The sequence below is a fragment of the Maribacter chungangensis genome, assembly GCF_042676845.1.
Taxonomy (GTDB): domain Bacteria; phylum Bacteroidota; class Bacteroidia; order Flavobacteriales; family Flavobacteriaceae; genus Maribacter; species Maribacter chungangensis.
In genome coordinates this window covers 799,173-820,638 of sequence record NZ_JBHTHY010000003.1, presented here as the reverse complement: position 1 = coordinate 820,638, position 21,466 = coordinate 799,173, and the positions used below count along the sequence as shown (strand labels likewise).

The window sequence follows — 21,466 nt, the reverse complement described above, 5'->3', positions numbered from 1 at the left end:
TTACTAAAAATACAATAGCTAGCGTTATAAAACCGTTAAAGAAGGTATCTTTTTTTGGTTTTTCTTAACAGTATTCACTAGATTTTTCTCATTTATTTCAGGGATTAATTACCGATTTGACATGCATTCATAAAATTATATCGATTTTATGTCTTTTAACCACAATACATCTGACTAGTGACAGCAGTACACGATAGCCCCTAATACGTTCAACTTTATAAATGCATAATGAACGATTTTGTGTTTTTCCTTCTTAAAAGGGAGTCAATAGGTTTAGACAAGGTTGTGTATAGACCTTAAATATAAACTTGGACTCCATTTGTTTTCATTATATTCATCTAACAGAAATCATGAAAAAATTAAATAGACAGTGTATAGGGTCTCCTGAAAAACCCCCGATCAAAATAATCCAATTCGGGGAAGGCAACTTTCTGCGTGCCTTTGTGGGAAACGCCATCCAAGAACTCAACAAAGAAACAGGGTTCAACGCAGGTATTGCGGTAGTACAGCCGATACCCAAAGGGATGGTTCAGCAGTTAAAGGACCAAGACGGATGTTACACCCTATTTTGTAAGGGAATCAAAAACGGGGAAGTCATAGCCAAAAAAGAAATCATTGCGAACATAGTAACCACGGTAAACCCATATACGGCATTTGAGAACTACCTGGCACTTGCCAAGGAACCCGAGCTACAATTTATCATTTCCAATACCACGGAGGCAGGTATTGCGTTTGATGCTGCCGATACCGCAAACATGTGTCCGCCCAATTCCTTTCCTGCAAAGCTTACCTTACTACTATACCAGCGTTTTATATATTTTAAAGGGGCCATGGATAAAGGCCCTAACATTATCCCCTGTGAACTCATTAACCACAATGCAGATACCTTAAAAAAGTATGTATTAAAATACACGGCGCTCTGGAACCTAGGTGATGCCTTTGTAACTTGGCTACACGATGCCTGTTCGTTTCATAATAGTCTGGTAGACCGTATTGTCACAGGCTATCCTAAAGACGACCTTGAATCCTACACTTCTCAGCTAGATTATGTGGACAAACTTATCGTTTCCGCAGAAACCTTTTTTCTTTGGGTCATTGAAGGGAATGCAGCACTAAAGTCAAAACTGCCTTTTCATAAAACAAGCTTGGATGTTAACATCGTCGAGGACATGCAGCCCTACCGAACCCGAAAAGTACGCATCCTAAATGGCGCCCATACGGCTATGGTTCCTTTTAGCATCCTTCATGGGAACGAGACGGTAAAGGAAAGTGTTGACAACGTCTTTACAGGGTCTTTTATCCGAACTTTGGTTTTCGAAGAGATTATACCCACCTTATCCATGGACAAAACCGCATTAAAAACCTTCGCTAACGATGTTTTTGATCGTTTCAGGAATCCGTTTATTAAACATCGGTTGGCAAGTATCGCGCTCAACTCCGTTTCCAAATTTAAGGTACGTGTACTTCCCGGTATTTTGGAATACATCAATCTAAAAAAGGAATTACCCCTTCGCAGTGTTTTTGCATTTGCCTGCCTCCTCCTATTTTACAAAGGGACGTGGCGCGGAAAAAAATTACCGGTACAAGATGATGAAAAGGTAATTTTGGAACTTTCCAAGATTTGGCAGTCTTACAATTTTGAAGAAGTAGCCTCGCGGATTTTATCGAAAACCGATTTCTGGGGCCAAGATTTAAACGGTATTCCCGGTTTAGCACAAGCCCTAACAACAGCAATACAATATATTGAAGAAGAAGGCATTGAAACCGGGTGGGTGAATTTCCTTAACCTTTATAAAACCCAAAACCATGCGTCATAAGCTGATAAAAATACACCCAAAAGATAACGTAGCCATCGCCTTGGTACATTTAACCAAAGGAGAGCTTATTTCCTTTGAAGGAGAGAAGATCCTAATCCTTAGCGATACCAAAGCGAAACATAAAATAGCTCTAGATGCTGTGCAGGTCGACGGTGAAATTTTCATGTACGGTATTTTGGTAGGCAAGGCCGTTACGGAAATAAAAAAAGGGGAAGTGCTGACCATCGAAAATGTGAAACACCGGACCCAAGCCGTTACAAAGAAAACCGAAATTGCCCCATGGAGTCGGCCTAACCTATCCCACTGGAAAAATAGAACCTTCATGGGGTACCACCGACCGGACGGACAAGTAGGCACCCGGAATATTTGGTTGTTCTTTCCCCTGGTTTTTTGTGAAAACAGAAATATCGAAGTACTAAAAGAAGTTTTTGAAAAAGAGTTGAATGTTGGAGCTATTAGTTCACAACGTCTTTTGTTACGACAGTTGATAAACGGGGAAACTGCTGCGAAGATCGAAGAAAGTCCACCTAAAAATGCATCCACCTTTGATAATATACACGTAAAATTTATCACCCATCAAGGGGGTTGCGGCGGTATACGCCAAGATTCCGAAAGTCTTGCGCTACTCCTTTCCGGTTACGTAAACAACCCCAATGTGGCAGGTGCTACGGTGCTAAGCCTAGGTTGCCAGAACTTACAGATCGAGATTTTTAAAAATGCCTTGACCCAATTAAATCCAGAGTTACAAAAACCAGTGCTTACCTACGAGCAACAACAATTGGGGACGGTAGACACCATGCTCAACACCATCATTACGGACGCTTTTGAAGGGATTAAGAAAGCCAACGGAATTCCCAGAAAACCAGCACCCCTATCCAAACTGAAAATGGGCTTGGAATGTGGCGGTTCGGACGGATTTTCAGGTATTTCGGCAAATCCGGCTTTGGGCTATGCATCCGATGTATTAGCGGCATTGGGTGGCTCTCCCATTCTTTCGGAATTTCCAGAGCTGTGCGGGGTGGAGCAAGAACTCGTGAACCGATGTGTTAACGATGCGGATGCAGAACGCTTTATGCGCCTAATGAAAGCTTATGAAGCATCTGCCCAAGTAGCTGGATCTGGATTTGATATGAATCCGTCTCCGGGAAACATTAAAGACGGTCTCATTACCGATGCCATGAAATCTGCCGGTGCGGCAAAAAAAGGAGGTAACTCGCCTATCACTGCCGTCCTGGACTACGGCGAATATGTGACCAAACCGGGTCTGAACCTCTTATGCACTCCAGGAAACGACGTAGAAAGCACCACGGCCATGGTGGGTTCGGGAGCAAACATCGTCGTTTTTACAACGGGTCTGGGAACACCTACCGGAAATCCTATCGCACCGGTTATAAAAGTATCATCCAACCATAAGCTGGCCCAACACATGCCCGACATTATAGATGTGGATACGGGAGCCGTCATCACCGGCGAAAAAACCATAAAAGAAATGGGGGAACTACTCTTGGAGTACATTATCAAAGTGGCCAGCGGAGAAGTCATTGCCAAGGCCGATCTGTTGGGACAGGACGATTTTATTCCTTGGAAACGGGGGATTTCCTTATAACGTCCCCTAGTGCTATTTAATAGCTCTTAAAAAGCAACGATACGGTATTTTACGCACTACATTCCCTATTTTACACACATTTATAAGTTACTGAAACTAAGAATGTATTGCGCGGCAGAGCAGACTTTAGCACCCATACATAAATAAATCCTGATGAAAATTTCTATCTTTAGAACTATTAAAATTATAAAAATGAAAAAAACAATGAGTACCCTTGCCGGTTTAAAATTCCGTAGCATCATCCTTATTTTTATGCTTTCTATTGTGTTCTTTTCTTGCGAGGAGGAGAAAAGAGATAACACCCCCTGGATATCACTATTTGACAACGAAACTTTAAACGGGTGGACACAGAAAGGTGGTGAAGCTACGTATACCGTTCGAGAAGGTGCTATTGTAGGAACAACCGTATCCAACACGCCAAACTCCTTTTTAACCTCTGATAAAATGTATGGAGATTTCATTCTAGAGCTGGACTACAAAGTGGACCCTAGCATGAATTCTGGTATTCAGATTAGAAGCAATAGCTATCCCTATTACAGGGATGGACAGGTACATGGCTATCAAATTGAAATAGACCCGTCCGATCGGGCATGGAGTGCAGGCATCTATGACGAAGGCAGAAGGGGATGGCTGCATCCCATAGCCGATGAGAATACAGCGGCAAAAAAGGCGTTTAAGCAAAACGAATGGAACCACTATCGCATAGAAGCAATAGGAGATACGCTTAAAACATGGATCAATGGAATTCCTGCTTCTCATTTAATGGATGACCAAACTGCAAAGGGTTTCATTGGGCTACAGGTGCATAGTATTGGAAAAGATCAAAAGCCCGGTACCGAAATCATTTGGAAAAACATCCGTATCCTAACGGACAGCCTAGAAAATTATAGTCAAAAAAGCCCTTTACCATTGGTAAACAAAACCAATCAGCTCACCAAAAATGAAGCTGACCAAGGTTGGAAAATGCTTTGGGACGGTAAAACTACCAATGGCTGGAGAGGTGCCAAATCGGATAGTTTTCCGGATAAAGGCTGGGTAATAAAAGATGGTGTGCTTACCGTACTTTCCTCCGGAGGCGAGGAATCTGCCGAAGGTGGCGACATCGTGACGATAGAAAAATATGCGGATTTTGAATTGATGCTGGATTTTAAACTTACGGATGGCGCCAACAGTGGTATTAAGTATTATGTGGATACTGAACTGAACAAGGGCCCTGGTTCGTCAATTGGTCTGGAATATCAATTATTGGACGATGCAAAACATCCTGATGCGAAACTAGGAAACCATGAAGGAAGCAGAACGTTAGCTTCACTCTACGACCTTATACAAGCTGATGTCGATAAACCGGTTAATCCCATTGGCGAATGGAACCGCGCGCATATTGTTTCCAAGGACAATCAAGTAACACATTACCTTAACGGGGCCAAAGTATTGGAATACGAACGAAAAAGTGATTCGTACAGAAAACTGGTAGCCAACAGCAAATATGTTACCTGGCCCAATTTTGGCGAATTGGACAGTGGCCAAATCCTATTACAGGACCACGGAGACCATGTAAGTTTCAAGAACATAAAGATTAAGCCCATAACCAATAAGTAGAACATGATGAACAATAGACGAGATTTTATCAAAAAGACAACCGCAGGATCGGTAGCGTTAACGCTGGGCGGACTACCATTTACCGCTTTGGGCAATACAAGAATAGTTGGTGCCAATGACCATATTAATTGTGCCGTAATTGGGGTTCGCAGTAGAGCAAAAGCTCATGTTAGGGCCATACATGCCCTTGATAACGCAAAAATCCTGTACAACTGTGATGTGGACGACCTTATTATAAAAGAGCATAATATTTGGTGCCAAAAGACCATAGGTTATGTCCCTAAGGTTGAAAAAGACTTTAGAAAAATATTGGAGGACAAAGATGTAGACGCTGTATTCATAGCTACACCGGAACACTGGCATGCCCCCATGGCTATTATGGCCATGCAGGCGGGCAAACATGTATATATAGAAAAACCTTGTAGTCATAACCCGCACGAAAACGAGCTTCTGGTAGCCGCCCAGAACAAATACGGAAAAAAAGTCCAAATGGGGAACCAACAGCGTTCGGCTAAAACCTCGATACAAGCCATAAAGGATATCCGTGCCGGTGAAATTGGGGAAGTCTATAAAGGGGAGGCCTACTATTCCAACAACCGGGGCTCTATTGGCAAGGGTAAGGAAATTGCCGTTCCAAAAACATTGGATTGGGATTTATGGCAAGGCCCGGCACCACGCGAAAAATATAGGGACAATGTACATCCATACAACTGGCATTGGTTCAAAACATGGGGTACGGGAGAAATGCATAACAATGGAACCCACGAAGTAGATATCTGCCGCTGGGCATTGGGAGTGGATCTACCGGAAAGTGTGACTTCCTTTGGCGGAAAATACGCCTATGACGACGATTGGGAATTTGTAGATAATCAGCAGGTGACCTTCAAGTACCCAAATAATAAATTTATTACATGGACAGGACACAGCCGTGGCGTAATAATGCCAGAACAACCTGGTCGCGGAGTAACCATTTATGGCAGTACCGGCATCATACAACTAGATCGAAATTTTTACAAACAGTTCGATTTACAGGGAAATCCGGTAAAGATGGAGTTTGAAAAAGCCCAAAGCGCCACCACCAATACCCGTGGCGAAGGAAATTTAGATGTGGATCATGTTGGCAACTTTTTTGATGCCATCCGTAGTGATACTTCCTTACATGCCGAAATCAACGATGCCAGTATTTCTACGATGCTATGTCATCTTGGAAATATGGCACAAGACGCGGGAGAAACCTTGAAAGTTGACCAAAAGACAGGAAAGGTACTCAACAACGAAAATGCAATGAAAAGCTGGAAAAGGGAGTATGCCAAAGGTTGGGAGCCGAAACTGTAAATCTAGTTTGGAATTTTTTAGGAGCGTTGATATATGGCCAGCAGCATCTATTTATTTTGTGATTGGACAAGTGTTTGAGTTGATGATTACCAGGTATTAATTAGATTAAAAAAACTCGCCAAGTTCCCCCTTTGGGGGCTAGGGTCTTTTACATATTTCTACGATACTGCCCGCCTACCTCAAATAGTGCGCTTGTTATCTGACCTAAAGAGCAACGTTTACCTACTTCCATAAGGGTTTCAAAGATATTTCCGTTCGTCATAGCTGTTTTTCTAAGCTCATCTAGCAAAATATCTTGGTTTGCGTTTTGGTGCAGATGTTCCAAAGTTTTTATTTGATGTTCTTTCTCCTCCGTTGTGGCCCTAATCACCTCGTCCGGAAGAATCGTAGGAGAACCTTTTGAGCTTAAAAACGTATTTACGCCAATGATCGGAAAGCTACCGTTATGCTTTAAGGTTTCGTAATGCAGACTTTCTTCTTGAATCTTGTTCCGCTGGTACATGGTTTCCATAGCGCCTAGCACTCCCCCGCGTTCCGTAATCCTATCAAACTCTAGCAAAACAGCTTCTTCCACCAAATCCGTCAGCTCCTCAATGATAAAAGAACCTTGTAAAGGGTTTTCGTTTTGGGTAAGTCCCAATTCCTTGTTGATGATCAATTGAATGGCCATCGCCCTTCGTACCGAATCCTCCGTGGGCGTCGTAATGGCCTCGTCATAGGCATTCGTATGTAGGGAATTGCAGTTGTCGTATATAGCATATAAGGCCTGTAAGGTAGTACGGATGTCATTAAAATCTATTTCCTGGGCATGCAAACTCCTACCCGAGGTCTGGATATGATATTTAAGCATCTGTGCACGTTCGTTGGCCCCGTATTTAAGCTTCATAGCCTTTGCCCATATCTTTCTTGCTACACGGCCAATGACAGCGTATTCCGGATCTATGCCGTTGGAAAAGAAAAAAGATAAATTTGGTCCAAAAGCATTGATATCCATTCCTCTGGAAAGGTAGTACTCCACATAAGTGAATCCGTTGGACAGGGTCAATGCCAGTTGGGTTATAGGGTTGGCGCCCGCTTCCGCGATATGATATCCGGAAATGGATACGGAATAAAAGTTACGCACGGCATTCGCAATGAAGTACTCCTGTACATCGCCCATAAGACGCAATGCAAATTCGGTAGAAAAAATACAGGTATTCTGTGCTTGATCTTCCTTTAGGATATCCGCCTGCACCGTACCCCTGATTTCCGACAGGGTTTTTAGCTTTATTTGTTGATATACGGCCAAAGGCAATACCTCATCTCCCGTAACGCCCAACAAAAATAAACCCAAGCCATTGTTCCCTTCGGGGAGTTCGCCGTGGTATTTTGGTCGCTCTTTGTCCTTGTACATCCGATTTATTTTTTTCGTGACTTCCTCCTCTAAACCGTTTTCCTTGATGTACAACTCGCACTGCTGGTCTATGGCGGCGTTCATAAAAAAGGCCAAAAGCATGGGGGCGGGTCCGTTTATGGTCATACTTACGGAGGTCATTGGATCTGTTAGGTTAAATCCTGAATAGAGCTTTTTGGCATCGTCCAAACAGCAGACACTTACGCCGGCATTTCCTATTTTACCATAGATATCCGGTCTGTAATCCGGGTCGTTCCCGTACAGCGTAACACTATCGAATGCGGTGGACAATCGTTTTGCGGGAAGCCCCATACTTACATAGTGAAACCTCCGGTTAGTGCGCTCCGGCCCTCCTTCCCCGGCGAACATACGTGTAGGATCTTCCGCTGTTCTCTTAAAGGGATACAATCCTGCCGCGAACGGAAATTCCCCAGGTACATTTTCCTGTAAGATCCACCGCAGCAAATCTCCCCAAGCTTCGTATTTTGGCAATGCGATCTTTGGTATTTGGGAGTGGGAAAGCGATGTGGTGTGCGTGTCGATTTTTAATTCCCTGTTACGAACTTTAAAGGTGTATACCGGATTTTTATAGCGGGCAACTTTATCTTGCCACTCCAAAATCACCTTCCAATTGTAGGGGTCAAGATCTAGTTTCACCCTATCGAACTCGGCCAATAACAGCCTGCATAAATCCGCACTTTCTTTTGTGCGGGTGCTATCGCTTGCTACCTCCAGACCTTGTGTTTCAAGTTTTACCGTAGCGCCACTCACGGATTCCAGGGTCTTGTATATACCGAATAACTTTTGTGCCGTTTTGGATTGTTCCAGAACACTTGCATCATACCCTCTATTACTTTCGGCTATTTCAGAAAGGTAGCGTGTTCTTGCTGGGGGTATTACATAAATCTTCTCACTGGAGCCAGCTACAAAATCAAAGGAAGTTTTTAAAGGTGCCTTAGTTTTTTCAACCAACTCTTGCAGCACCGAACCGTACAAACGATTCATACCTGGGTCGTTGAACTGGGATGCTATGGTTCCAAAAACAGGTAAATCGGCTGGTTCGGCATCCCAAAGATTATGGTTGCGCATGTATTGCTTTTTCACATCGCGCAAGGCATCCAAAGCCCCTCTTTTATCAAACTTGTTTATGGCCACTAGATCTGCAAAATCGAGCATATCAATTTTCTCCAATTGGGTTGCGGCGCCAAACTCCGGAGTCATTACATAGAGGGATACATCGCTATGTTCGATTATTTCGGTATCCGATTGGCCAATGCCCGAAGTTTCCAGAATAATCAAATCAAACTGGGCCGCCTTTAAAATATCGACGGCTTTGTTCACATGCTTGGACAAGGCAAGGTTGGATTGCCGCGTGGCCAGACTCCGCATATACACTCTTGGGTTATTGATGGCGTTCATCCGTATTCTATCGCCCAACAAAGCTCCTCCGGTTTTTCGTTTTGAAGGATCTACAGAGATAATTCCCAGGGTTTTCTCCGGAAAATCCATTAAAAAACGCCGTACCAATTCATCTACAAGTGAAGATTTGCCCGATCCCCCTGTGCCGGTTATTCCTAAGACTGGTGTTTGTGATGCCGCCGCTAACTTGGTCGCTTTATCCAATGATTTTTTAGCGGGCTCCGGAAAATTCTCCGCTGCGGAGATAAGCCTGGCAATGGCCTTATGTTGTCTTTGGGAAAGTACATTCACTTCATCCTTGATGTTATCACCTGTAGCATAATCGGATTTCTTGACCAAATCGTTGATCATTCCTTGTAAGCCCATTTCCCTACCGTCGTCCGGGGAATACAGACGACAAATACCATAATCCATCAATTCCTTTATTTCCTGTGGAAGAATAACGCCTCCACCACCACCAAAAATTTTGATATGTTCACTGCCCCGTTCCTTGAGCAAATCGTACATGTACTTAAAATACTCGTTATGCCCTCCTTGGTAGGAGGTAATACATATTGCATTCACATCTTCTTGTATAGCGGTATTAACGACTTCCTCTACGCTACGGTCATGTCCTAAATGAATTACCTCAACCCCTGTAGCCTGAATAATTCTCCGCATGATATTGATGGAAGCGTCATGGCCATCGAACAAAGAAGCCGCCGTAACAATTCGTATTTTATTCAAAGGCTTATATGGAGGTACGTTTTTCATTATTAAGGGTTTAGAATTATCGGACACTCTCAAATTTAAGCCTTTTTCCGATGATTCATAAAGGCCATTCCTTATGAATAACAGCCTATTATTTTCCAAATCGATATACATTTTGAGCCGATTTCCCGATTTGGCAAAAAGAACCTTAAGATTTTAGTAAAAACAGTAGCGTTACTTCAATTTTATAAGGGCAATTATTTCTTAAAAAAACAAAACAATGGTATTATTGTATTCGGCTGTGGAAAGAGTCCATTTTCCTACCTTTAGATTTAGAACGAATGCTTTATGCGCAAAAAATTAGTTAGAATCGGGTTTGTTCTATTTTTGGTTCCACTTTTTGCCTTGTTAACCTGTAATTACCTCATCAACTCGTTTGCGGAGGGAAAAACCTACAGCAATACCGCCCATATCCCTAAAAACAAGGTTGGGCTAATACTAGGGACTTCAAAAAAGCTAATTGGCGGGCAACCAAATCCATATTATGAAAATAGAATTTCTGCTACCGTAAGGCTATATACTGCAGGTAAAATAGACTTTGTACTTGTAAGTGGAGATAACGGAAGTATTTATTATAACGAACCCACGACCATGAAAAAAGATCTGGTCGACAAAGGAATACCGGATAACCATATTTTTTTGGACTATGCCGGTTTTAGAACCTTAGACTCCATGGTGCGTGCCAAAGAAGTCTTTGGACTTACGGAAGTTACCGTAATATCCCAAAAATTTCACAACGAAAGAGCTATCTATATTGCAGAAAAAAACGGGTTAAAGGCCATTGGTTTCAATGCAGCCGACATTTCTTTGGAATCTGGCCTAAGCGTTCAATTAAGGGAATACTTTGCACGCGTTAAGGTGTTTTTAGATCTAGTAATGAAAGTTCAACCCCGTTTTTATGGTGACAAGATCAGTATTGAGTAACTATTTAAAGAACCAGCAAACAACTACCGATGTCAAAAATTAGAACACTTGTAAAAAACCTAGGGCCCGGTTTGCTCTTCGCCAGTATGGCTATTGGAACCTCACATTTGGTACTTTCTACAAAAGCGGGTGCGCAGTACGGGTGGCTTATGGTCATCCCTATTATACTTGCGAATGTCCTCAAATACCCTTTTTTTGAATTTGGAGTGCGTTATACCAGTGTTACCAACAAAACCCTAATAGAAGGGTATTTGAACCGAGGAAAAGGATATCTGTGGTTCTACGCAGCCATTACCCTACTTACTACCTTTACTATCCTGGCCGCATTATATACCGTCACCGCAGGCTTGTTCATTAATCTTTTTAAGATTACAGATTTATCTATCGGTTCCGTTGCCTTGGGACTTTTTGTCTTTATAAGTGGGCTATTGATTATAGGTAAATATAAATTTTTAGAGGTTAGCTTAAAGTTCGTGGTGAGTATTTTGTTCATTGCCCTGATCGTTACCACAGCTTTAGTGGTTTTTCAGGGACAAGTAGAACCTGTAGCCGATTTTAAACCCGCACCAATCTTTAACGAAGTAGGCATCCTATTTCTGATAGGCCTTATGGGTTGGATGCCTACAACGGTCGAAGCCTCCAGTTGGGTAAGCCTGTGGAGTATAGAAAAATGGAAGAGTCAGGAAAAGCCCTCGTTGCGGGAGTCGCTGCAAGAGTTCAATATAGGCTATATATTAACCGGTGTATTGGCCCTGTTTTTTATGACCATCGGGTGGTTTACACTCTATGGCACCAATACCGTACTTAGCGACAATGCCGTTAGTTTTGCGGATCAAGTGGTTCAATTGTTCACTACGCATATTGGCGCCTGGGCCTACCTTTTTATTGCTGTTGCGGCTTTCGCTACCATGTTCAGTACCTGTATGACCGCCCACGATGCGGTTACACGGGTAAGCTTGGATATCATTGGGCTATTGAGGTCTAGTAAAGAGTCTGCACATTCTAAAGTCAAATTCGCCATTGGCGTACTCCTTTTAGCCACTGTTAACTTTATCGTAATTGCGGCATTTGGAGCTAATATGGGAAATCTTGTAGCACTGGCTACCTTTGTTTCTTTTGTGGTAGCTCCTATTATAGGGTATATGAATCTAAAAAATGTGATGAGCAATGAAGTTCCGCTGGAACATCGGCCAAAAAAAAAGCTAAGGATATTAACCTATTTGGGCATTGTGGTATTATCCTGTTTTTCCCTGTATTATTTTTATGAAGTGATTTTTTAATTTCTTGCAGTCTTACCTCATCACTTTTATCAAGGTACGCTCATTTTGTTTGTGTAAAAATTCCAGGCAATAAGCTCCGTTAACACACTTGTTCGTCAGTTTTTCCTCGCCATAACCTAAAGCTTCGATAATATTGGTTTGGGAAACCCCCTGTTTAAGGAGGTAGGCCAGTATCGCATTGGACCTATCTTGGGAAAGTTTTAGATTCGTTGATGAGCCTCCCCTACTATCTGTATGGCTGGCTATTGCCAAACGTATTTCCGGAAACTTACGTACCGTTTCTACTACTTTGTCCAACTCGGCCGCTATAGCGGTATTCACTATACTTTTACCTTTATCAAAATAAAATTTATTTAATTTCAACACTGTTTGTTCCTCTCTTTCCTCCACAAGGTCATCTAACAACACAAAACCAATCTCGAAAGGCGATTCCTGAACGTTTTTCATTTCATCGGGCGTTAAGGCCATAAAAAACACAGAATGCTTTTCTTTGGAAGCGGTTATGGTCACACCTTCCTGCCAAGGAATTTCTAGAGAAAAAGAACCGTCTGCCTTGGAATATGATTCTATAATTACGGCCCCTGTTGTATCCTGAATCGTAATCTGAGCCTGACCAATTCCCGTACCAGAGGTAGAATTAAAGGCTTTTCCCCTTAACGCAAACGTTTTTAAACCAGGAATACCGTTAATAGTAAAACCGTAAATATCATCTCCTCCTTTACCCCCAGCTCTATTTGAGGCCAAATATCCCGAATACGTATCGTTTCCACGCTCCTTGATGATAAACCCAAAATCATCTTTCTCGGTATTAATACCTTCTCCTAAATTCACTGGAATACTGTGGCCACCATCTGCCATTACGGTGGATTTATATACATCCATACCTCCCAAACCATAAAAAACGTCCGACGAAAAATAAAAATCCCCATTGAACAGAAACGGTGAGATTTCATTTCCAGGAGAGTTTATTCTTGGCCCTAAATTTGTTGGGGCGGACATAACCTGACCGTTGTTGGTTGTTACATAATAAATATCCGTACCTCCATAGCTATCGTCAAAATTAGCTGCAAAATATAAACGTTCGGATTCCGCATCAAAAAAAGGATAATAAAAAGAGGTACTTAAATCTTTCAACAAAAATCTAAACTGTCCGCTAGAGCTTACGACACCAATTGCCAAGGCATTTTTCCAGTTGTCGTCAAATGCCATTTCCCCATCATTGGTATTGGAAAGAATGTAAAAAATATTATTCAACTTTTCCGAATAGAACGGGGTTGACTTATGGAAGTTAGAGGATGGAATCTTAGAAAAAGTAGTAGCGTTACTTACACCACCGTTCTCGTCTATTGGCGCAGTATAAATATCCAAATACGCTTCACCGGTAGGCACATAGGTGTTTTTGTTATCTTGATGGCGACTGCTACTAAACAGTAATTGATCCTTGTAGAATGCAGGAGATGTATCCGCTTGCGGACTATTAATAGATAGATTGAAAAGATCAAAACTTAGGTTAGCCTCTCCACCGGACATTAATTCGTAGTTGAACGTTGCATTCTCCAATAGCTCCGAGGTCAATGATGACGACTTTGTCTTTAAAAAAGTTACTACGCGCTCCCGATCCGATGTTTTGGAAAGGCTCTGTAACATTTTGTTAAATCTATGGACAGACATGATAGTGTCTTTTTTATTACTGTCCATATAAATTTTTGAAGCGTTCTCATAGGCACCCATCTTAAAATAGGCATCTGCTAGATTCAATCGCTGGGCGTCGCTCAAGGGTTTTTTCTTTGCCTCCTTTATATACGCCTCAATTGCCTTTTGGTACTCATATCCGTAAAAGTAATTATCCGCTTTGGACCTGTTCTCTTGAGCAAAACAAAAGTTTGCCACCGTTAAAAACATAATAAGGAATATATTCCATTTCATCGTATACTGTATATATTATTAAAGGTCAGATGTATATCGCCAATCAATACATTTATTTACCATTCTATTTGTTGTGGCTCATTTCATTTACCGGCAATTTAAAAGAACCTAGGAGAATCTATTTGTTTCGCTTTTCCTTTTGAATTTCCACTTTTGTCTTTTGAAGCGTTTGCGTTGTTCCCACCTCTACCCAAATAAAATTTAAGAATTACCTCATGTGAACCCTGATTAAATTCCCCTAGGGCATTTGTATTATAATCGTAGGAATATCCTATAAACGTACTGTTTGAAATTTGGAACCCTGCCAAACCGCTGAATGCATTCTCGACCCTATAGGAAACACCTGCGGTTACTATATCGGAAATTAAAAAGTTGGTGGAAAGATTGATATTAAGAGGTGCCCCACCTAGTGAATTAATCATGAACGCAGGTTTAAACTTTAATTGGTCCGATAGATTAAAAACGTAACCACCTATAAAATTAAATTGGATCCTATCCTCTACAACCGAGGCGACCTCGTCGTTATAAACACCTTCTGTTAAGAAATTAGGAATAGAAGCCCCGAGATACCATTGCTCCCCGTACATAAACAGGCCTGCCCCTACCGTAGGATAAAATTTGTTGATGCGTTCCAAACTTAACGGTTCTCCCGGATTTTCAAACGTACCCTTGCTAAAATCAACATTTAAAAAAGAACCGCCCAAGTCCATGCCAAAAGACAGTTTGGTATTGTCCGTAACCTTTACCTGATAGGAATAGGATACGTCTGCGTATGTTTGGGACAACGGCCCCAATTGATCATTTACTATATTGATTCCCAGCCCCATGGTTTCGTTGCTTAGTGGAAGATTTGCTCCAAACCTCAAGGTTCTGGGTGCTCCCGGTATATCTATCCATTGCGCCCTGTAGAGGGCCGCTAGTTCGGTGGTTTCCACGGTTCCTACGTAGGCAGGGTTAAAACTGCCAATATTATACATATACTGGGTATATTGTGGCTCCTTTTGCCCATGCACGGCAGATGTAGCCAAACAAAGAAACAAAAGCAAAAAAGGTATAAAAGTATATTTTAATTTACTGTATCTATTATGCATAACCACTTTTATCTGATCAATTGAATCCAACCTTTCTCGGTAACCTCTTCTCCATTATCTATTCGATACTTCATCACATAGAAATAAGTTCCCTTGGGTGCTTCCTTACCGTCCCAAGTACCATCCCAAACATCGCCACTACTCGCATTTTGCACCTCGAATATTTGGCTGCCGTATCGATCAAAAATAACGATACTGTAACGGATAGAAACATCGATTCCCGTTCGTGGATCCGTTAAATTGATGCGCAATATATCATTTTGCCCATTTCCGTTAGGAGAGAATTGATTGTATAAAAACCCTGGTGATGCTTCCGTTTTCTCAATAACCTCAACACGCACGGTCTCCGAATTGTTGGAAACCTCACCATCTCTGGGCGATGAAGAAATATAGGAAGCAGTATTCTCAAAACTACCGAGCACCGATGCCCTGGCTGTTATAAGTAGAACGGCCTCTTCGTTCAATTGTAGTTCCGGTATGCTCCATTCACCAGTTGCTTCGTCATACGCCCCATAATCGGTTTCAAAAGAAACAAAGGTAAAATTGGCATCGAGTACATCAGAGATTCTAATATTGCTCACAATGTTCGATAGCGATTGATTAGTAACCTTTATTTCAAAAATCACATTATCTCCAACAAGCACCGTATTGGGAATTGCCCGTTTTTCAATCAATAGGTCCACTCCTTCCACAATGGTCGTTTCTATTACCACAGGCTCGGAGACATCATTGCTGGCATTGTCATCAATGGGGGTAGACTCCAATAATTGCGCCGTATTGGTATAGTTGTCGCCATCGACGATAGTAACAACGATATTCAACGTTGCACTACCTAGGGCAGGAAAATTTTCTATACCCCATTCTCCGGTAACCTGATCATAGGTTCCGATGGAAGCGGTGTGGGAAACATATTCAAAACCAGTTTCCAATAAATCGCCGATTATTGCTGTGTCAACCATCTTATCGGTGAGGTTGTTAACCGTAACAGTAAAAGTTACCGTATCCCCAATAAGGGCCTCTAATATGTCGGCAGTTTTGGTTATTTCTAAATCAATTGGGCAATCTATGCTCGAATTGTCGGGGATACAGGGATTATCGTTGGCGGGATCCTGTTGGTCATTGACCCCGTCGTTATCCGTATCCAAAATGTTGGAATCCAAGGCGTCTATGATGCCGTCATTATCTTCATCTAGCGGCGTATTAAAATCCGGGCCCACTTCCAAACCATCGTCCAGACCGTCACCGTCCGTATCCGCATTGTTCGGATCCGTACCCAAAACCACCTCTTGACCGGTTACCAGTCCATCCAAATCATCATCCGTATTACAATCGCTTACCGAAATAATCACATCAACTGTTTCCGCTATACAAGGCGCAGTAAAGCCAGTAGTAGTAAAGGTAAATACATAATCACCGGAAATAAGCCCTGCAAAGTTTATTTCATTTTCACTTGTAATGGTTATGGAATTGGATATATCCGTTTTTACGCTCCAGACACCGGCACTAGCTCCAGTCAACCTATCGTCCAAATCAACCAGTGAGGGGCCGTTGGTAGAGATATTACAAGCAGCGCCATTTGTGGCTATGCCCGTAGTGGTAGCCTCGCCGACCAACGCAACGACGGCTTGTCTTGGAGAAGTACAATTATTTTCCAATGCCTCTACATAATACGTGGTCGTAGTCGTTAGTATCGGTGTATTAAAATTTTCACCTGTGAACAGGGGCGTATCAGAATCGGCCGAAGCATACCACACCAAAGAGGATGCGCCACTTCCCTGAGCGGAAAGGGCTACGGAACCCGAGCCACAACGCTCTCCATCCGTAAATCCTAATAACGTTGGACTCGTATTAAGTATCAGTTCTACCTCCATAACACCACTGGCACAGTCATCTGTAAAATCTGTGGGTGTACCATTGGTGTCCAAGAAAAAACCAAAATATGAACCATCGTTGGGTGGATTAGCTACCTGCCCGGGATCTAAGTAAGCATTTTCGTTCAAAGGGTCGGATAGCGTACTCCAGGTCAAAACCGTTCCCGGCGGTGCCGGAGTAGCCGTATAGTCGTTTAAATTCACATCTATAACATCGCAAAAATTCCTTGAAACGCTGGTATCCAAAATAGGTGCGGGTGCACAATTATCATCATCGTTTATACTACCTGTAGCGGTTCCTCCACCAGCTAATGTAACGGCCGGGATGCTTGGAATTCCCAATTGCACGGTAAAATCCTCGGTCTGTTCCAGTATTTGGTCATTAACAATAGGAACGGTTATGTTCTGTACCTCACCAGCATCACCTGTAAAGGTTAAAATACCCGGAGTACCTGTAAAGTCGGTTCCACCACCGGTTGCGGTACCATTGGCAAAGGTATAACCAACGGTAAAACCACCTACGACCTCAATATCCAAGGTTGCATCGAACACCAACTCGCCAGAGGCAACATCCTCGTTTTCGGCCTTATCGGAAAGGGTAAGAACAGCGACATTGTTATCTGCGTTGGTTACCGCTACGAGTTGATCCGCCAACGCTTGAAAATTAATATCACTAGTAGCATCAACAACACTTAAAGTAACATCATACGTAATATCCCCGTCTACAACAAGGTCCGTTACGGGTTCAACTGTAATTGTTTGAGGTACGTTGTAATTAGCGGGAGTAAAGGTTAGGTTTGCCGGAGAAACTATCCCCTCGGTGGCATCACCAGAGGTTGCTGAAATAACCACATTACTTAATGGTTCCGCGTCCAATACAACGGTAAATGTTTCATTTGGCCCGTTCTCGGTTGTTGCCAAGGTTGCCGGAACCACCGTAAAGCCGGCCGTATCGTTATCCACAATATTTACAGTAGCATTTATAGGTGTTCCCAAGGTATATCCGGCACCAGAAGCTAAGGTCAGTATTACGGTTTCTTGCCCCTCAACCACAGGGTCATCTACCGGATTTATCGTTATTGTATTTGCCTGTTGGTTATTTGGGATAGTTACGGAAGTGCCAATATTTGCATAATCCACTATGTGCGAAGCCGAACCGGACCTTGTGAAATTCACCACTATCGCCGAACCTGTTTGGTTTAAAGCTCCAAGGTCTACCGTAAATTGTCCGTTATTTCCAGATCCCGCTTCCGTAGCAGTGTCATCAGAAGCCGATATGGTAGCGGTAAACGCATCATTATCCACAATGTTTACCGTAGCACTGTTTGCAGCACCTATGGTATACAAAGGATCAGCAGCCAAACTCAAGGTAACAGTTTCTGGGCCCTCCACAGCAGCGTCATCTACCGGATTTATGGTTATTGTAGCTGTCTGAAGATTATTTGGCACTGAAACAGTTGTGCCTATACCAGCATAATCCGCTATATGGGTAGCCGAACCTGAACGCGTAAAAGATACGACCACTGGAGCACCGGTTGCATTCTGGGACCCAAGATCTACCGTAAAGGTGCCATTATTTCCGGTTCCGGCTTCCGTAGCTGTAACATCTGTAGCGGTAATGGTTGCAGTAAATGTATCATTGTCCTCATTGGTTACCTGAAAGTTGGGAATGGCACCACCTCCCAAACTATTATAGTTTACATCCGGTGAAGTTATGTTTCCGGTAATTATATTATAGTTAACGTCACCGTCTACAACCAAATCGTCTACCCCGATAACGGTTACAACAACCCCTGTGTTCCATGCCGCCGCCGGAACGGTTACACTGGCCGGTACTGTTCCCTCGTTTAAGTTGTTACTAGTTAACGCCATTGTTACCGGCGCCGTAGGTTCGCTATCCAAGGTAACCGTAAACGTTGCCGTTCCGCCAGCCTCTGTCGTATTGCCGCTTATGGCAGAAACATTGACTCCTGCCGCATCATTGTCATTGTTCGTAACAGAAACAAACTGATTTGCCAATGGGTCAAAAGCATCGTCACTCGTTGCATCTGCAACCCGTAAACGAACATTATATACCTGAGGCCCGTCTATAATTACATCGTCTTGACCTGTTACCGTTACGGTTTGAGGCGTGTTCCAATTTAGATTGGTGAAGGTTAAATTTGCAGGAGAAACCGCACCTTCGGCGGGGTTAAGCGATGTTACTTGAATCACTACGTTAGTAAGAGGCTGAGCGTCCAACACTACGGTAAACTGGTCTGTGGTACCAGATTCCGAGGTTATTGTATTGCCTCCGGATTCTGCAAAAGAGAACCCTGCGACGTCGTCATCTTGAATTTCAATATCGGCAAAGTTGTCCGTTGGGGATATGGAATAATTTAAGGTTGGACTTGGGGCTATCACCCAACGAACCACCTCATCGCCCTCTACCAATAAATCGGGTAAGACAGTTAAGGGAACGGTAGCATTTCCTACCCCCGCGATTACAGGTACGGTAACGGCCACCGGAAGGGTAACGTAATCCACTCCGGCATCAGCGGTGCTGCCAACAGCTACGTTCAAAAACACGTCCAACGGAAAAGAAAAAGGTCCGGGCCCTACAACCCTGATAGTAAATTCCCCAGCTACAGGCCCAGCTTCACTAGCCGATGCTTGCGTGGCTATTATAGATACCTGTTGCCCAAAGACCTTGGTTGAAGCCAAAGCGGATACAATGATCATAACGACCAAGTATTTCAATGTTGATACCAAAGGTACTTTTTTACTAAAATTTAATGAATTTTTGATTTTCATAGTAGTTCCTTGTACACAAATGACCCTGATAAGAAAAGACTCTCAAAAGGGTACCAATATTACTAAAAAAAAGCACCTAAACCATTACATATCAGGTTAAAAAACGGTAATTGGGTTGAAATGCAAGATTTAAGAAAAAGGTGTTATTCCAAGATGGGCATTTGTGTATGTACCGTAGGCTCTATTTTTTTCACCAAGCCCTGCAATACCTTTCCAGGACCAATTTCAGTGAACGAAGTAGCACCATCGGCTACCATATTGCGAACGCTCTGCATCCATTTAACGGGTGCGGTAAGTTGTAAAATGAGGTTTTCCTTTATCTCATCCGCATTGGTTACACCGGTTGTAGTCACATTCTGATAGATAGGACAGGTGGGAGCACCAAAGGTCGTAGCTTCTATTGCAGCGGCCAGCTCCTCTCGTGCAGGTTCCATTAACGGAGAGTGAAAAGCGCCACCAACAGGCAACAACAATGCTCTTTTCGCTCCTGCGTCCTTCATTTTTTCGCAAGCGAGGTTAACGGCCTTGACTTCTCCTGAAATAACCAATTGTCCTGGACAGTTGTAATTAGCTGCAACCACGACTCCCGGAGTATCCTTGCACAACTGCTCCACCACTTCATATCCTAATGCCAAAACGGCGGCCATAGCACCGGCCTGGCCTTCACAAGCCTTTTGCATTGCCAGAGCCCTTTGGGATACTAGCCTTAAGCCATCTTCAAAAGTCAAAACTCCATTTGCGACCAAGGCCGAAAATTCTCCCAGCGAATGTCCGGCAACCATATCTGGCTTAAAAGAAGCTCCCATGACCTTACTTAACACTACGGAATGTAAAAATACAGCCGGCTGGGTAACTTTGGTTTCTTTCAAACCTTCGGCAGTTCCGTTGAACATGATATCCGTGATAGCGAAGTCCAGAATACTATTGGCCCGATCAAACAACTCCTTGGCAGCTGGATAGTTGTCATAAAGATCTTTACCCATTCCTACAAACTGGGCTCCTTGCCCAGGAAATATATATGCATTCATATTTTTAAATTTTGTAGGGCAAAAATAAGCATATATTATTGACGGTCAACTTTGGATAAACACCTAGTTTTTCGTTAGAACAGCCGTTACGTTAGTAAGAACATTAGGGAGAATCGTCTTACTTAAACCAGCCCGAGTACATAATATAAGCTTCCGCTATTCGATTTATTTCGCCAGAACTTAATTCGGGACTTATATCTTTTATCTTTTTTGCCGGCATTCCGGCAAAAACACTCCCCGATGGTACATGGGTACCTTTTGTCAATACCGCTCCTGCGGCAATAATACTATTGCTTTCTACGATACAATCGTCCATGATTATACCTCCCATTCCAACCAGTACGTTATCCTTTATGGTGCATCCATGGACAATGGCGTTATGACCAATGGAAACGTTATTTCCTATGACCGTAGGTGCTTTCTTATAAGTACAATGGATTACCGCACCATCCTGTACGTTGACCTTGTTACCTATTTTTATGTAATGGACATCACCTCTAAGCACGGCATTAAACCAAATACTGCACTGATCGCCAATGCTTACCTCGCCAACAATGGTCGCATTTTCAGCAATAAAACAATCTTTACCCATAACCGGCGACTTACCTCGTACCGCTTTTATCATATTCTAAAT

12 protein-coding genes are annotated in these 21,466 nt (G+C 42.8%); 6 read left to right on the top strand and 6 right to left on the bottom strand.

Going from position 1 to position 21,466, the window contains the following annotated elements; translation table 11 throughout:
* The first annotated feature begins 350 nt into the window (after positions 1-350).
* The 4 genes from ACFQZJ_RS03455 (at position 351) to ACFQZJ_RS03440 (ending at position 6,357) form a co-directional block, all read left to right on the top strand.
* On the top strand, positions 351-1,817 hold the full coding sequence (locus tag ACFQZJ_RS03455; protein WP_379932329.1) for a tagaturonate reductase: 1,467 nt from the start codon (positions 351-353) through the stop codon (positions 1,815-1,817).
* Positions 1,807-3,423: a UxaA family hydrolase gene (locus ACFQZJ_RS03450; protein WP_379932327.1), complete on the top strand. Its 1,617-nt coding sequence runs from the start codon at positions 1,807-1,809 to the stop codon at positions 3,421-3,423. The genes ACFQZJ_RS03455 and ACFQZJ_RS03450 overlap by 11 nt, the downstream gene beginning before the upstream one ends.
* A gap of 252 nt (positions 3,424-3,675) precedes the next feature.
* The gene (locus ACFQZJ_RS03445; RefSeq protein WP_379933117.1) at positions 3,676-5,022 is read left to right on the top strand and encodes a 3-keto-disaccharide hydrolase; all 1,347 of its coding nucleotides are present in this window, start codon (positions 3,676-3,678) and stop codon (positions 5,020-5,022) included.
* A 3-nt stretch (positions 5,023-5,025) separates the two neighbouring features.
* Positions 5,026-6,357, top strand: coding sequence for a Gfo/Idh/MocA family protein (locus ACFQZJ_RS03440; protein ID WP_379932325.1), 1,332 nt, complete (start codon positions 5,026-5,028; stop codon positions 6,355-6,357).
* A 148-nt stretch (positions 6,358-6,505) separates the two neighbouring features.
* On the opposite strand, the gene ACFQZJ_RS03435 is transcribed toward ACFQZJ_RS03440, so the two are convergent.
* Entirely contained in the window at positions 6,506-9,922 is a 3,417-nt protein-coding gene (locus tag ACFQZJ_RS03435) for a methylmalonyl-CoA mutase family protein (RefSeq protein WP_379932323.1), read from the bottom strand.
* A 285-nt stretch (positions 9,923-10,207) separates the two neighbouring features.
* On the opposite strand from ACFQZJ_RS03435, the gene ACFQZJ_RS03430 reads away from it, so the two are divergent.
* Positions 10,208-10,843 carry a SanA/YdcF family protein gene (locus ACFQZJ_RS03430; RefSeq protein WP_379932321.1) on the top strand — a complete coding sequence of 212 codons (636 nt, stop codon included), beginning with the start codon at positions 10,208-10,210 and terminating at the stop codon, positions 10,841-10,843.
* A gap of 29 nt (positions 10,844-10,872) precedes the next feature.
* A complete protein-coding gene (locus ACFQZJ_RS03425) occupies positions 10,873-12,123 on the top strand; it encodes an NRAMP family divalent metal transporter (RefSeq protein ID WP_379932319.1) in 1,251 nt (416 codons plus the stop codon).
* 12 nt (positions 12,124-12,135) lie between these two features.
* Here ACFQZJ_RS03425 and ACFQZJ_RS03420 read toward each other — a convergent pair whose 3' ends face one another.
* From ACFQZJ_RS03420 to ACFQZJ_RS03400, 5 genes are all read right to left on the bottom strand, one after another.
* On the bottom strand, positions 12,136-14,049 hold the full coding sequence (locus ACFQZJ_RS03420) for an OmpA family protein (RefSeq protein WP_379932317.1): 1,914 nt from the start codon (positions 14,047-14,049) through the stop codon (positions 12,136-12,138).
* A gap of 98 nt (positions 14,050-14,147) precedes the next feature.
* Positions 14,148-15,140, bottom strand: coding sequence for a PorP/SprF family type IX secretion system membrane protein (locus tag ACFQZJ_RS03415; RefSeq protein WP_379932315.1), 993 nt, complete (start codon positions 15,138-15,140; stop codon positions 14,148-14,150).
* 8 nt (positions 15,141-15,148) lie between these two features.
* Entirely contained in the window at positions 15,149-19,804 is a 4,656-nt protein-coding gene (locus ACFQZJ_RS03410; protein WP_379932313.1) for a Calx-beta domain-containing protein, read from the bottom strand.
* A 143-nt stretch (positions 19,805-19,947) separates the two neighbouring features.
* The gene (gene fabD / locus ACFQZJ_RS03405; RefSeq protein WP_379932311.1) at positions 19,948-20,832 is read right to left on the bottom strand and encodes an ACP S-malonyltransferase; all 885 of its coding nucleotides are present in this window, start codon (positions 20,830-20,832) and stop codon (positions 19,948-19,950) included.
* 118 nt (positions 20,833-20,950) lie between these two features.
* Positions 20,951-21,457 (bottom strand): gamma carbonic anhydrase family protein, encoded by a 507-nt coding sequence (locus ACFQZJ_RS03400; protein WP_379932309.1) that lies wholly within the window; start codon positions 21,455-21,457, stop codon positions 20,951-20,953.
* Positions 21,458-21,466: the final 9 nt, after the last annotated feature.

What these genes read in the sequence shown, in the direction of transcription:
- ACFQZJ_RS03455 (WP_379932329.1), top strand. Translation starts at nt 351, where the DNA reads ATGAAAAAATTAAATAGACAGTGTATAGGGTCTCCTGAAAAACCCCCG.
- ACFQZJ_RS03450 (WP_379932327.1), top strand. Translation starts at nt 1,807, where the DNA reads ATGCGTCATAAGCTGATAAAAATACACCCAAAAGATAACGTAGCCATC.
- ACFQZJ_RS03445 (WP_379933117.1), top strand. Translation starts at nt 3,676, where the DNA reads ATGCTTTCTATTGTGTTCTTTTCTTGCGAGGAGGAGAAAAGAGATAAC.
- ACFQZJ_RS03440 (WP_379932325.1), top strand. Translation starts at nt 5,026, where the DNA reads ATGATGAACAATAGACGAGATTTTATCAAAAAGACAACCGCAGGATCG.
- ACFQZJ_RS03435 (WP_379932323.1), bottom strand. Translation starts at nt 9,922, where the DNA reads ATGAAAAACGTACCTCCATATAAGCCTTTGAATAAAATACGAATTGTT.
- ACFQZJ_RS03430 (WP_379932321.1), top strand. Translation starts at nt 10,208, where the DNA reads ATGCGCAAAAAATTAGTTAGAATCGGGTTTGTTCTATTTTTGGTTCCA.
- ACFQZJ_RS03425 (WP_379932319.1), top strand. Translation starts at nt 10,873, where the DNA reads ATGTCAAAAATTAGAACACTTGTAAAAAACCTAGGGCCCGGTTTGCTC.
- ACFQZJ_RS03420 (WP_379932317.1), bottom strand. Translation starts at nt 14,049, where the DNA reads ATGAAATGGAATATATTCCTTATTATGTTTTTAACGGTGGCAAACTTT.
- ACFQZJ_RS03415 (WP_379932315.1), bottom strand. Translation starts at nt 15,140, where the DNA reads ATGCATAATAGATACAGTAAATTAAAATATACTTTTATACCTTTTTTG.
- ACFQZJ_RS03410 (WP_379932313.1), bottom strand. Translation starts at nt 19,804, where the DNA reads ATGAAAATCAAAAATTCATTAAATTTTAGTAAAAAAGTACCTTTGGTA.
- fabD (WP_379932311.1), bottom strand. Translation starts at nt 20,832, where the DNA reads ATGAATGCATATATATTTCCTGGGCAAGGAGCCCAGTTTGTAGGAATG.
- ACFQZJ_RS03400 (WP_379932309.1), bottom strand. Translation starts at nt 21,457, where the DNA reads ATGATAAAAGCGGTACGAGGTAAGTCGCCGGTTATGGGTAAAGATTGT.